We start from the raw sequence: 13050 nt of genomic DNA, 5'->3' as shown, positions 1-13050 counted from the left end.
GAAACACGGCCATGAGCATGAACATCATGAACGTCGACTACTCGACCAAGATTCCGAACAACGTGAATCTTGCCGAAGACCGCCAGGTGCTCAAAGCCCTGGAAGGCTGGCACCCCGGTTACATGGACTGGTGGAGCGACATGGGGCCGGAGGGTTTCCAGGAATCGCTGGTTTACTTGCGTACCGCTTACTCGGTCGATCCGCGCGGCTGGGCCAAATTCGACTATGTGCGCATGCCCGACTACCGCTGGGGCATTCTGCTTGCGCCGCAGGAGGAGAATCGCGTTGTGCCGTTCGGCGAGCATCTTGGCGAACCGGCCTGGCAGGAAGTCCCGGGCGAGTATCGCGCCATGCTGCGCCGCCTCATCGTGATCCAGGGCGACACCGAGCCGGCCTCGGTCGAGCAGCAGCGCCATCTCGGCAAGACCGCGCCCTCGCTCTACGACATGCGCAATCTGTTCCAGGTCAATGTCGAGGAAGGCCGCCATCTCTGGGCGATGGTCTATCTTCTGCAAAAATATTTCGGCCGCGACGGCCGCGAGGAAGCGGACGACTTGCTGCGCCGCCGCTCGGGCGATGCCGACGCGCCGCGCATGCTCGGCGCCTTCAACGAGGCGACGCCTGACTGGCTGTCCTTCTTCATGTTCACCTACTTCACCGACCGCGACGGCAAGATGCAGCTGCACAGTCTGGCGCAGTCGGGCTTCGATCCGCTGTCGCGCACTTGCCGCTTTATGCTGACAGAGGAAGCGCACCACATGTTCGTCGGCGAGACCGGCATCACCCGCGTCGTGCAGCGCACTTGTGACGCGATGAAAGAAGCCGGTATCACCGATCCGACCGACATCGCAAAAGTCCGCGCGCTCGGCGTCATCGACCTGCCGACCATCCAGAAGAAGCTGAACCTGCACTATACTTTGTCGCTCGATCTGTTCGGTTCGGAAGTCTCGACCAACGCGGCCAATGCCTTCAACACCGGCATCAAGGGTCGCTACCACGAGACCCAGATCGACGACGATCACCAGCTCAAGAACGCCACCTATCCGGTGCTCAAGTTCATCGACGGCGAGATCAAGCTGGTCGACGAGCCGGCGCTGACCGCGCTCAACATGCGCCTTCGCGACGATTACAGCCAGGATTGCGTCAAGGGCATGCTGCGCTGGAACAAGGTGATCTCGACCGCGGGCTACGACTTCCAGCTCAAGCTGCCGAACGTCGCCTTCCATCGTCATATCGGCGAGTTCAAGAGCATCCATACGACGCCGGATGGTCTCTTGATCGACGATGCCACCTGGACCAAGCGCAAGGACGATTGGCTGCCCTCGACCGCGGACGGCGACTTCATCACCTCGCTGATGCAGCCCGTCACCGAGACCGGCGTGTTCGCTTCGTGGATTTCGCCGCCGAAAGTCGGTATCGACAACAAGCCGGGCGATTTCGAGTATGTGAAGATCGAGTCGTAACGTTCTCGCCTCTCCCCGCTTGCGGGGAGAGGTCGGATCGCACCGCAGATGCGATCCGGGTGAGGGGGTACAGATGCGGAGGCAATCTCACGTGATGAGAGAGGCCCCTCACCCTAACCCTCTCAGCGCGAGCGAAGCTCGTCGCGACCCCGCAAGGGCGGGGCGAGGGAGCGCACCGTCCGCGCGGCAAACAGCGCGTACTTACCCCGCGATCTCAAGCCCCGCATTGGCGTACACCACGCCGCCATCCACCGCGATGGTGTTGCCGACCACGTAATCGCCCGCACGCGAGGCGAGATAGATCGCCACGCCCGCCATGTCCTCGTCGGTTCCGATCCGCCGCGCCGGAATGCGCTTGGCAACGTCGTCCGAATGGTCGCGCGCGGCCCGGTTCATGTCGGATTTGAACGCGCCCGGCGCAATCGCGGTGACGTTGATGTTGTCCTTGATCAGTTTCGTCGCCATGCGCCGCGTCAGATGGATCACCGCGGCTTTGCTGGCGGCGTAGGAATAGGTCTCGCCCGGATTGACGAAGATGCCGTCGACCGAGGCGATGTTGATGACCTTGGCGGGCCGCTCGTGCGAAGCCGCCGCGCGCAGCGGTTTCGCCAGCGCCTTGGTCAGGAAGAACAGCGACTTGACGTTGAGGTCCATCACCTTGTCCCAGCCGCTCTCCGGGAATTCGTCGAACTCGGCACCCCAGGCAGCGCCCGCATTGTTGACGAGGATATCGAGCTTCGGCTCCAGTTTGATGATTTCGCCGGCGAGCTTGTCGCAGCCTTCGACGGTCGAGATGTCGATCGGCAGCGCGATGCATTCGCCGTCATATTGGGCGGACAGCTCTTTCGCCGTGGCTTCGCAAGGTCCGGCCTTGCGCGCGGTGATGTAGACCTTCGCCGCCCCTTGTGCGAGGAATCCTGCCGCGATCATCTTGCCGATGCCGCGCGAACCGCCGGTCACGAGCGCGACGCGGCCTTTGAGCGAAAACAGATCCTTGAACATGGTGCCTCCCTTGGTTTGGCGACGTTTTGAGCGGAGCGGGGAGGGGAGTCAATCGTATCGTCGTCCTGGCGTTCGCCAGGACGACAGCGGAGGCTTACGCCGCAGCAAACCTGCGGAAGCCGTTCCACACCGCGGTCGCGGCGCCCGAGGTCAGCACCGGCAGAATCCGCGCGTCCTGGTAGTTGCCGTTGAGTGAGACGCGCGGCAGTGCGGTCATGTGGCCGGCGTTCTCTGCAAACAACATGCCGGGCCGTGTCGTCACCGCGGTCTTGAAGCCGGCGGATGCGGCCAGCGCGAATTCGCGCATCCCCGCCGCTTCGCGGTCGCCATAGGGGTAGGCGAAGTGCAGCACCGGGCGCTCCAGCGCGTGCTCGATCCGCACGCGGCTCGCGGCCATCTCCTGCGCGGCGATCTCCTCGCTCTGCCTGGCAAGGTTGCAATGGCTGATGGTGTGGGCGCCGATTGTGACCAGCGGATCGGCGGAGAGCTGTTTCACCTCGTCCCAGGACAGGCAGAGACTGCGGCACAGCGCCGCCATGTCGACGCCGTATCTGGCGCTGAGCGCCTCGATCTCGCGAGTAAGATCGTGCTCGCCCGGCAGCGCGCGCAGCCAATCGTGCAGGCGGTCGAATGCCGCCTGCTTTGCGGCCGGTGTGGCTGCATCGAGCTGTAGTGCCGAATTGCCGATCTGCACGTCGACCTGCTCGGTCCTGGCGATCACCGCCTCCAGCGCGGCCCACCACAGCCGTCCGGTGCCTTCGGCGAAATCGCTGGCGACATAGACGGTCGCAGGCGCGTCAAATTCGCGCAGCACCGGCAGGGCATGGTCCCGATTGTCGCGGTAGCCGTCGTCGAGGGTGAAGGCCGCCAAGCGGCGGTCGAACCGGCCTTGCACCAGCCGTTCGTGCAGCTCGTCCATGCTGACGATGTCGATCTCGCGCGAGCGCAAATGGCTCAGGGTCGCACGCAGGAAGTCGGGGGTGACCTCAAGATGCCGGTTCGGCTGGAACGCGCCCTCACGGGCCGGCCGCACGTGATGCAGCATGAAAATGGCGCCGACGCCCGACAGAAGCGGGCGCAAGAGGTGGTGCGCCCCGCTGAAATAGAGTGCTCCCAGCCCGGCGCGGATGACGTTGTTACGCAGTTGCTTCATGACCGCCTGGCCGCCCCCGGCATTCCGCCCCCAACTTAGGGTGACACCCTTGAAGAAAAAGTTATTCCAATTGCGCACACATGGCCCTCAGAGGGGCGTCATTTCCGGTTTGACAGCCCGCCAAGGGTTTGTTTTGTCTCCGGTTCCAGAGTTCGGGTCGTCGAATGCAGAAGCTATTCAGGTGGGCCAGCAAATGGTGGCTGGGGTTGATCCCCCTGGCCGTCATGTGGGGATTTGCGGCCTGGAATAACACCTTACCGGTCGAGGCCGACCTGTCCGCCCGCAGTTCCGCAGCGCTCAAGGACACCGTTCTGGACAAGACCCGGATCGCGGTCGACGGCCGCGACGTCAGTCTGGCCGCGGACGCCTTCTCCGAGGAGGGGCGCCGGGATGCGGTCATGGCGGTCGAGAATGTTCCCGGCGTGCGTCTGGTCGACGACGCGACCCGCCTGGTTGCCGAGGCCAAGCCCTTCGTCTGGAACGCCGAGCGTGACGTCGTGCGGGTGACGCTGTCGGGTTCCGCGCCCTTGCCGTCGATGAAGGCCCGCCTGACGGAAGCGGCGCGCAAGGATGTCGGTGGTGTCGAGGTGGCCGATCAGATGGGCCTAGCGCGCGGTGCGCCGCCGCGCTTCGAGGCCGCCGCCATGCTGCTGCTCGACCAGATCGGCAAGCTGAAGGACGGCAAGATCACGATCTCGGACACCAAGGTCAATCTGTCGGGCATGGCGCGCGATATCGGGGGCCGCGAGGCGATCGCGGCTGCGCTCAAGAACCTGCCCGAGGGCTTCTCGATCGCCGCCAACGAGATCAAGGCGCCGCCCTACATCTTCCAGGCCTATAAGGATCCGGTCGCAGCCACCGTGACGCTGACCGGCTACGTGCCCGACAACAATGTCCACGCCACCATCGCGACCGGGGCGTCGCGAAAGTTCTTCAACGAGAAGGTCGTCGACAATCTCAAGGCCAGCGTGGGCGCGCCCGGCTCGTTCAACACCGCCGTGGTCGCAGCGCTCGGCGCGCTGTCGCGGCTGTCGACCGGCACGCTCGTCGTGTCCGATCGAGAGGTGAAGCTGTCGGGCGATGCGCTGTATGAAGGCGCGGCGAACGACATCCGCGCAGGCCTCGGCAAGGACTTTCCAAAAGCCTGGCACTACAAGCCTGAAATCACCGTGAAGCCTGCGGCAGGCCCGGTCGACGGCACCGTCTGCCAGCAATTGTTTTCGGAGCTGCTGGCAAAGGGCAAGATCCGCTTCGAGTCCAAGCGCGCCGACATCGATCCCGACTCCGCCGGCATTCTCGATCATCTGATCGAGACGGCGCTGCGCTGCCCTACCACCAATATCGAGGTCGCCGGCCACACCGATTCCGACGGCGAGGACGCCTTCAACCAGGCGCTCTCCGAGAAGCGTGCGCAGGCGGTGATTGATTATCTGGTCAGGGCCGGCCTCCCCGCCAACCGCTTCACCGCGGTCGGCTATGGCAGCACGCAGCCCGTCGCCGGCAACGACACCGACGATGGCAAGGCGCAGAACCGCCGCATCGAATTTCTGGTGAGGTGACGATGCCCTATCTCGTCTCGTTCCATATGGGCTGGCTGATCGGCTCGCTGCTGCTGGGCTTTTGCATGGGTTGGATCTCGGTGGTCCAGCGCGGCAACGGCACCTCGAAGGTGACGGCGCGCTGGCTGGCCGTGCTGGTCGCAGGCCTGGTCGGGGCATCGTTCGCGCACGTCGTCCCCGGCCGGTTCGGCTACTGGCTCGACCTCGGCCTGCTCATGTTCGCCTGCTACCTCGTCGGCTGCACGGTCGGCGCCTGGCTGCGTGACCGGGTGGTCTCGCGCAACCAGCCGGCGGCCTGAAGTCTCTGTACCTCGCTCGGGACGGCCCAGGGCGCCGCGCCCCTCAGCAAATCGGAAAATCCGTCAGGAACGATCCGACCGCCCCCCTCTTTCAACAGGCGGTCGCGGCCCATAGATTGATTTCGACTTAAGGCGTGACGGAACATTGTGCGGCCGAAATCATCAAAACTTCATGGCCCTTGCGCAGATTGCCGTGGAGATTCGCGTCAGCCTTGCCGCCGAAAGCGCCAAACCGTGCATCCTGAGCCTGCAAGCCTGCCTAAAATACTGAAGGCACGTGATTTTGTTCACATTGGCGAATTCCACTCCGCCGCAAAACGCGCTAGTGGAGGGGTGGGGGGCATGCGCGATGCCGGAGCCGGCAGCGAGGGTTCGTTGAGTGCCTGTGCGTCGTCCGCCTGTTCGCTGGCCACCGTGGCCGTTGAAGCGTTGTTCGAGGTCTAGATGCTGGAAGCCATACGCAGGGCGATGTCGTTTCTGCGCCAGAAGCAAATCCTGCATAAGCTTGGAGTTGTGATCAGCGTCGCGGTCATCGGTGTCGCTTGCTATGTGCTCTATCACATGCTGCGTGGCATCGACGCCAACGAGGTGATCGAAGCGATCAAGAGCACCGAGCCGCGCCAGATTGCGATGGCGGCGCTGTTCGTGGCCGCAGGCTATTTCACGCTGACCTTCTACGATTTGTTCGCTGTGCGCGCGATTGGCCATGCCCATGTGCCCTACCGCATCAATGCGCTCGCGGCCTTCACCAGCTATTCGATCGGCCACAATGTCGGTGCCAGCGTCTTCACCGGTGGCGCGGTGCGCTACCGCATCTACTCCGCCCACGGCCTGAACGCAATCGACGTCGCCAAGATCTGCTTCCTCGCCGGCCTGACCTTCTGGCTTGGCAACGCCGCCGTGCTGGGCCTTGGCATCTCCTACCATCCTGAGGCGGCCTCCGCGATCGACCAGCTTCCGCCCTGGCTGAACCGGACCATCGCGATGATGATCATCGTGGGGCTGGTCGCCTATGTGGTCTGGGTCTGGACCCAGCCGCGGGTGGTCGGACGCGGCCCCTGGACCGTGGTGCTGCCGGGCGGCCCGCTGACGCTGCTCCAGATCGCGATCGGCATCATCGATCTCGGCTTCTGTGCGCTGGCCATGTACGTGCTGGTCCCCGACGAGCCCAATCTCGGCTTCGTCGTGGTCGCGGTCATCTTCGTCTCGGCGACGCTGCTCGGCTTCGCCAGCCATTCGCCCGGCGGGCTCGGGGTGTTCGACGCCGCCATGCTGGTCGGCCTCTGGCAGATGGACCGGGAGGAACTGCTGGGCGGCATGCTGCTGTTCCGGGTCCTCTATTATCTTTCCCCCTTCGTCATATCTGTAATCTTGCTGACGTTTCGCGAAGTTATCATCGGCGCCCGATCGAAACGCTTGCAACAGGCGGCGCTCAAGCTGGATCCAGGCCCGGCGCGTGAAGCCGCCTATGTCAGAGAGCGCAGCGACAGCGGCGCCTGACCGGCGCAAGTTAGTCTTAGGACAAGTCTTTGGGACAAGTCTTTGGGTTAAGCCTCTAGGAGAAGCCCGCCCCGATGGCGATCGACGCCCCATCTTCTCCCTCCGCCCAGCCCTGGTCCGACCGGCTGCGGCACTCGACCATCATCCTGATCGCCGCGGCGCTGGCGCTGTCGGTGGTGGTTTCGCTCGGCGAATTGTCGGTCGTGCGGGCGGCGACGGTCTTCCTCTGCATCGCGGCCGCGGCGCTCATCCCCTGGCGGCTGCATGATACCGCTGCCTCGCGCGAGGACACCCGCCGCGTCAATCCGGTCGAGAGCGCGGCAGTGGCCGCGGTCGTCGCCGGCATGCCGGATCCGGCCGTGCTGCTCGACCGCGCCGGCCGCGTCATCCATCTCAATGCCGCTGCCGCGCAACTCGCGCCGGCGCTGCGCAGGAACGAACTCGCCCAGTTCGCGCTGCGCTCGCCGGAAATCATCACGGCGCTGCGCGAGTCGATTGCGACCACCGAGCCGCGGCGCACGACCTATCTCGACCATGTGCCGGTGGACCGCTGGATGGAGCTGACCATCACGCCGGTGCCGGTACCGACTTCCTTCGGCGGCGCCGACAAATGCATGCTGATGACCTTTCATGACCAGACGCCGCTGCGCCGGGTCGAGGAGATGCGCGCCGACTTCGTCGCCAATGCCAGCCACGAATTGCGTACGCCGCTCGCTGCGCTGTCGGGCTTCATCGATACGCTCCAGGGCCAGGCCAAGGAAGATCCCAAGGCGCGCGAGCGCTTCCTCGGCATCATGCACAATCAGGCCACCCGCATGGCGCGCCTGATCGACGATTTGCTGTCGCTGTCGCGGGTGGAACTGTCGGCCCATGTGCGGCCCGATACCCTGGTCGATCTACTGCCGATTATCTTCCAGGTCGCCGACGGGCTCGAGCCCCTGGCGCGGGAACGCCAGGTCGAGGTCGAGACCCATTTGCCGGAAGCGCCGGTGATGATCGCCGGCGACCGCGAGGAACTGCTCCGCCTGTTCGAGAACCTGATCGAGAACGCCCTCAAATATGGCGCCTCCGGTGGACGCGTCATCGTGTCGCTGACCACGGCCCCGGCGACTGATGGAACTCAGGAAATCCGCGTCCTGGTGCGCGATTTCGGCCCCGGCATCGCGCCGGAGCATTTGCCGCGGCTGACCGAGCGCTTCTACCGGGTTGACGTCGGCGACAGCCGCTCGCAGGGCGGGACTGGGCTCGGATTATCGCTGGTGAAACATATTCTTAACCGCCATCGCGGCCGGCTTTTGATCGAAAGCGTGCCCAAACAGGGCGCCACTTTCACCGCCTGTTTTCCCCAGGCGAGGCCACTGACTCCCGCTTGAAATTGTTGCGATTTCAGTAGCTTAAGCCTGTCATCCGACTGTCACTAAACCTTCGTAAAAGCACAGCCGACCGCTCCTAAAGGGGCGGCACGGGGAGCGCGATCGGGCGCGAATGCGCTTCGCTCCCCTGTATGGAGACCAGCATGAATTTCATCAAAACTATCGTCGCTGCTGGCTTGGTCGCCGCATCGACGACGGCGGCCTTTGCTGCCGATATCACCGGTGCCGGTGCGACGTTCCCGTTCCCGATCTATTCCAAATGGGCTGACGCCTACAAGAAGGAGACCGGCAACGGTCTGAACTACCAGTCAATCGGTTCCGGCGGCGGCATCAAGCAGATCCAGGCCAAGACCGTGACCTTCGGCGCGACCGACGCGCCGCTCAAGGCCGATCAGCTCGAGAAGGACGGTCTTGCGCAGTGGCCGATGGTGATGGGCGCCATCGTTCCCGTCGTCAACATCGAGGGCGTGAAGGCCGGCGAGCTGGTGTTCGACGGCGAGACGCTGGCGAGCGTCTATCTCGGCAAGATCACCAAGTGGGATGATCCGGCCATCAAGAAGCTCAATCCGAACGTGAAGCTGCCGTCCGATGCGATCACCGTGGTCCGCCGCTCCGACGGTTCGGGCACCACCTTCAACTTCACGAACTATCTCGCCAAGTCCAGCGCGGACTGGAAGAGCAAGATCGGTGAAGGCACGGCGGTCGAGTGGCCGGTCGGCGTCGGCGCCAAGGGCAACGAAGGCGTCTCCGGCAACATCAGCCAGACCAAGAACTCGATCGGTTATGTCGAGTACGCCTACGCCAAGCAGAACAAGCTGACCTATACCGGTCTCGTCAACAAGGCCGGCAAGACGGTGCAGCCGACGGTCGAAGCCTTCCAGGCAGCCGCCTCCAACGCCGATTGGGCCAAGGCTCCGGGCTACTACGTCATCCTGACAGACCAGCCCGGCGACAAGTCCTGGCCGATCACGGCGGCGACCTTCATCCTCATGCACAAGGATGCCACCGACAAGGCGTCCTCGCAGGAAGCCATCAAGTTCTTCCGCTGGGCCTTCAAGAACGGCGGCAAGGCGGCTGAAGAGCTCGACTACATCCCGATGCCCGAGGGCGTCGTGACCTTGATCGAGAAGACCTGGGCTGCCGAGATCAAGAGCTAAGCTCCTGCTCTCAAGGCGCGGCGCGGCCTGCAAGGGCGCGCCGCGACCCACGCGACTTCGGCCCCGGATCAGTGTCGCGCTGCATCCGGGGCGCGAGACCGGCAACAAGCGTATATAATTTGGTACAGGGGATCGGCGTGGCAGAGATGGCCGTTCAGAGCGATATCGTCGACGACGCCGGACCATATGATCGCGCCAAGGCCTTGAGCGCATTCAGGCTCGGCGACGTCACCTTCTACTGGATCACGCGGCTCAGCGCGATATCGGTGCTCCTCATCCTCGGCGGCATCATCCTGTCGCTGATCGTCGGCGCCTTCCCGGCGATGAAGGAATATGGCTTCGCGTTCCTGTGGACGCAGCGCTGGGCGCCGTCGGCCGATCCGCCCGTGCTCGGCGCGCTCGGACCGATGTACGGCACGCTCGTCACCTCCTTCATCGCGATGCTGATCGCCATTCCCGTTGGTCTCGGCATTGCGATCTTCCTCACCGAGCTCTGCCCGCAATGGCTGCGTCGCCCGATCGGCATGGCGATCGAGCTGCTCGCCGGCATCCCCTCGATCATCTACGGCATGTGGGGCTTCTTTGTGCTGGGCCCGTTCCTGGCAAACACTTTCCAGCCCTTCATGATCAAGATATTCGACGGCATCCCCGTGCTGGGCGCGATCTTCGCCGGCCCGCCGTCCTATCTCAGCCTGTTCAACGCCGCTCTGATCCTCGCCATCATGGTGCTGCCCTTCATCACCTCGATCTCGGTCGACGTGTTCAAGACCGTGCCGCCGGTGCTGAAAGAGGCTGCCTACGGCGTCGGCTGCACCACCTGGGAGGTCATCCGCAGCGTGGTGATCCCCTACACCCGCGTCGGCGTCATCGGCGGCGTCATGCTGGCGCTGGGCCGCGCGCTCGGCGAGACCATGGCGGTGACCTTCATCATCGGTAACTCGTTCCGCATCTCGTCCTCGATCTTCGCGCCGGGCACCACGATCTCGGCAGCGATCGCCTCCGAATTCGCCGAGAGCGACGGCCTGCACCAGTCCGGCCTGATCCTGCTCGGCCTGCTCCTGTTCGTGCTGACGTTCTTCGTGCTGGCCGGAGCGCGGCTGATGCTGATGCGGCTGGAAAAGAAGGCGGGGAACTGAAGCCATGAACCCGATCTATTCACGCCGCCGCCGCAAGGACGTCGTCATTCGCGGGCTCTGCATCGCCGCAACCGCCTTTGGTGTCACCTGGCTTGCGCTGATCCTGATCACGCTGCTCTACAATGGCCTCGCCGGACTCAACTTCCAGCTCTTTACCGAGAATACGCCGCCACCCGGATCGAACGAGGGCGGCCTGCTCAACGCCATTGTCGGCTCCGTGATCATGACCGTGCTCGGCGTCGGTATCGGCGCGCCGCTCGGCATGTTCGCCGGCACCTATCTCGCCGAATACGGCCGCAACGACAGGCTGACGTCCGTAATCCGCTTCATCAACGACATCCTGCTCTCGGCGCCCTCGATCATCATCGGCCTGTTCATCTATGGCGCGGTGGTGGTGCCGATGCGCGGCTTCTCGGCGCTCGCCGGCTGTCTCGCGCTCGCCGTCATCGTGATCCCGGTGGTGCTGCGCACGACCGAGGACATGCTGCTTCTGGTGCCGAACGCACTGCGTGAGGCGGCCTCCGCGCTCGGCCTGCCGCGCTCGCTGGTGATCAAGCGGATCGCTTATCGTTCTGCCCGTTCCGGTCTCATCACCGGCGTGCTGCTCGCCACCGCCCGCGTCGCCGGCGAGACCGCGCCGCTGCTGTTCACCGCGCTGTCGAACCAGTTCTTCAGCCTGAGCCTGAACAAGACGATGGCGAACCTGCCGGTCACCATCAACAACTTCGTGCAGAGCCCCTACGCCTACTGGAAGCAGCTGGCCTGGAGCGGGGCGCTGCTCATCACCCTGACCGTTCTTGCCCTGAATATTGGTGCGCGCATCCTTGGCGCCGAGAGGACCGCAAAATGAGTGATCTTTCCGTATCGATGAGCGCGGCCGGCGGCCTGCCCCACGCGCCGGTGCTGCCCGAGGCGCCCCCCAAGGTGACCGTGCGCAATCTCAACTTCTATTACGGCGAGCACCACGCGCTGAAGAACATCAACCTGACGCTCGGCGCCAACCGCGTCACGGCGTTCATCGGCCCGTCGGGCTGCGGCAAGTCGACCCTGCTGCGCATCTTCAACCGGATGTACGATCTCTATCCCGGCCAGCGCGCCACCGGTCAGCTCATGCTCGACCAGACCAACATCCTCGACGGCAAGCTCGACCTCAATCTGCTGCGCGCCCGCGTCGGCATGGTGTTCCAGAAGCCGACCCCGTTCCCGATGACGATCTACGAGAACATCGCCTTCGGCATCCGCCTTTACGAAAAGATCTCGAAGTCCGAGATGGACGACCGCGTCGAGAAGGCGCTGCGCGGCGGCGCGCTGTGGAACGAGGTCAAGGACAAGCTCAACGCCTCCGGCCTCTCGCTGTCCGGCGGCCAGCAGCAGCGCCTCTGCATCGCCCGCACCGTCGCGGTGCGGCCCGAGGTGATCCTGTTCGACGAGCCCTGCTCGGCGCTCGACCCGATCTCGACCGCCAAGGTCGAGGAGCTGATCCAGGAACTGTCCGAGAGTTACACGATTGCGATCGTTACCCACAACATGCAGCAGGCGGCCCGCGTTTCCGACAAGACCGCCTTCATGTATCTCGGCGAGCTGATCGAGTTCGACGACACCAGCAAGATCTTCACGTCGCCGACCGATCGGCGCACGCAGGATTACATCACCGGCCGGTTCGGCTGAGGAGACGGGACATGGGTTCTGAACATACCGCAAAGGCCTTCGACACCGACCTCCAGGAACTTACCCGCCTGGTCGCCGAGATGGGCGGGATTGCCGAGCGCATGATCGTCGATTCCGTCGACGCGCTGATCCGCCGCGACGTCGCGCTCGGCCAGCGCGTCGTCGCCACCGACGTCGAGCTCGACGCGCTCCAGAAGCGCATCGAGGAGCGCGCCGTGCTCACCATCGCTCGCCGCCAGCCGATGGCGGTCGATCTGCGCGAGATCGTCGGCGCCATGCGCGTCGCGACCGATCTCGAGCGCATCGGCGACCTCGCCAAGAACATGGGCAAGCGCGTCGCGGCGCTGGAGACCGATTTCCATCCGCTCAAGCTGTTCCGCGGCCTCGAGCACATGACCGACCTGGTGCAGCAGCAGGTCAAATCGGTGCTGGACGCATATGCCGCGCATGATCTGCCGGCGGCGATGGCGGTGTGGAAGGGCGACGAGGAAGTCGACGCCATCTGCACCTCGCTGTTCCGCGAGCTCCTCACCTACATGATGGAGGATCCGCGCAACATCTCGTTCTGCATCCATCTGATGTTCTGCGCCAAGAACATCGAGCGGATCGGCGATCACGCCACCAACATCGCCGAGACCGTGTTCTATATGATCGAAGGTCAGGCCATGACCGACAAGCGGCCGAAGGGCGACATGACGACCTTCGCCACGACCCTCCCGAATACTTGAATAATTAAGGAG

Annotated in this window: 12 protein-coding genes; 10 read left to right on the top strand and 2 right to left on the bottom strand. The window is 64.2% G+C overall.

Features of this window, described 5'->3' with window-relative positions:
* Positions 1 to 11 precede the first annotated feature (11 nt).
* On the top strand, positions 12 to 1463 hold the full coding sequence (gene boxB / locus ACPPVR_RS40350) for a benzoyl-CoA 2,3-epoxidase subunit BoxB (RefSeq protein ID WP_426612035.1): 1452 nt from the start codon (positions 12 to 14) through the stop codon (positions 1461 to 1463).
* A gap of 201 nt (positions 1464 to 1664) precedes the next feature.
* Here the strand turns inward: boxB and ACPPVR_RS40345 are convergent, their stop codons facing one another.
* Both ACPPVR_RS40345 and ACPPVR_RS40340 read right to left on the bottom strand, forming a co-directional pair.
* The gene (locus ACPPVR_RS40345; protein ID WP_426612034.1) at positions 1665 to 2465 is read right to left on the bottom strand and encodes an SDR family oxidoreductase; all 801 of its coding nucleotides are present in this window, start codon (positions 2463 to 2465) and stop codon (positions 1665 to 1667) included.
* 94 nt (positions 2466 to 2559) lie between these two features.
* Positions 2560 to 3618 (bottom strand): polysaccharide deacetylase family protein, encoded by a 1059-nt coding sequence (locus tag ACPPVR_RS40340; protein WP_426612033.1) that lies wholly within the window; start codon positions 3616 to 3618, stop codon positions 2560 to 2562.
* A gap of 164 nt (positions 3619 to 3782) precedes the next feature.
* Between ACPPVR_RS40340 and ACPPVR_RS40335 the strand changes: the two genes are divergently transcribed.
* The 9 genes from ACPPVR_RS40335 (at position 3783) to phoU (ending at position 13038) form a co-directional block, all read left to right on the top strand.
* A complete protein-coding gene (locus ACPPVR_RS40335) occupies positions 3783 to 5177 on the top strand; it encodes an OmpA family protein (RefSeq protein WP_426612032.1) in 1395 nt (464 codons plus the stop codon).
* A 2-nt stretch (positions 5178 to 5179) separates the two neighbouring features.
* Positions 5180 to 5476: a hypothetical protein gene (locus tag ACPPVR_RS40330; protein WP_426612031.1), complete on the top strand. Its 297-nt coding sequence runs from the start codon at positions 5180 to 5182 to the stop codon at positions 5474 to 5476.
* Positions 5477 to 5920: 444 nt separating this feature from the next.
* Positions 5921 to 6976 carry a lysylphosphatidylglycerol synthase domain-containing protein gene (locus ACPPVR_RS40325; RefSeq protein WP_426612030.1) on the top strand — a complete coding sequence of 352 codons (1056 nt, stop codon included), beginning with the start codon at positions 5921 to 5923 and terminating at the stop codon, positions 6974 to 6976.
* A gap of 74 nt (positions 6977 to 7050) precedes the next feature.
* Positions 7051 to 8349, top strand: coding sequence for an ATP-binding protein (locus ACPPVR_RS40320; protein WP_426612029.1), 1299 nt, complete (start codon positions 7051 to 7053; stop codon positions 8347 to 8349).
* 143 nt (positions 8350 to 8492) lie between these two features.
* Positions 8493 to 9506: a phosphate ABC transporter substrate-binding protein PstS gene (gene pstS / locus ACPPVR_RS40315; RefSeq protein WP_426612028.1), complete on the top strand. Its 1014-nt coding sequence runs from the start codon at positions 8493 to 8495 to the stop codon at positions 9504 to 9506.
* 146 nt (positions 9507 to 9652) lie between these two features.
* Complete coding sequence (gene pstC, locus ACPPVR_RS40310; RefSeq protein WP_426616285.1) at positions 9653 to 10642, top strand: phosphate ABC transporter permease subunit PstC; 990 nt, start codon at positions 9653 to 9655, stop codon at positions 10640 to 10642.
* Between the two features lie 4 nt (positions 10643 to 10646).
* Positions 10647 to 11492 carry a phosphate ABC transporter permease PstA gene (gene pstA, locus ACPPVR_RS40305; protein WP_426612027.1) on the top strand — a complete coding sequence of 282 codons (846 nt, stop codon included), beginning with the start codon at positions 10647 to 10649 and terminating at the stop codon, positions 11490 to 11492.
* Entirely contained in the window at positions 11489 to 12310 is an 822-nt protein-coding gene (pstB, locus tag ACPPVR_RS40300; RefSeq protein ID WP_426612026.1) for a phosphate ABC transporter ATP-binding protein PstB, read from the top strand. Before pstA ends, pstB begins: the two co-directional genes overlap by 4 nt.
* A gap of 11 nt (positions 12311 to 12321) precedes the next feature.
* Positions 12322 to 13038: a phosphate signaling complex protein PhoU gene (gene phoU / locus ACPPVR_RS40295; protein WP_426612025.1), complete on the top strand. Its 717-nt coding sequence runs from the start codon at positions 12322 to 12324 to the stop codon at positions 13036 to 13038.
* Positions 13039 to 13050: the final 12 nt, after the last annotated feature.

It is taken from the genome of Bradyrhizobium sp. McL0616 (assembly GCF_049993385.1).
GTDB lineage: Bacteria > Pseudomonadota > Alphaproteobacteria > Rhizobiales > Xanthobacteraceae > Bradyrhizobium.
This window is presented reverse-complemented; position numbering and strand designations above follow the sequence as displayed.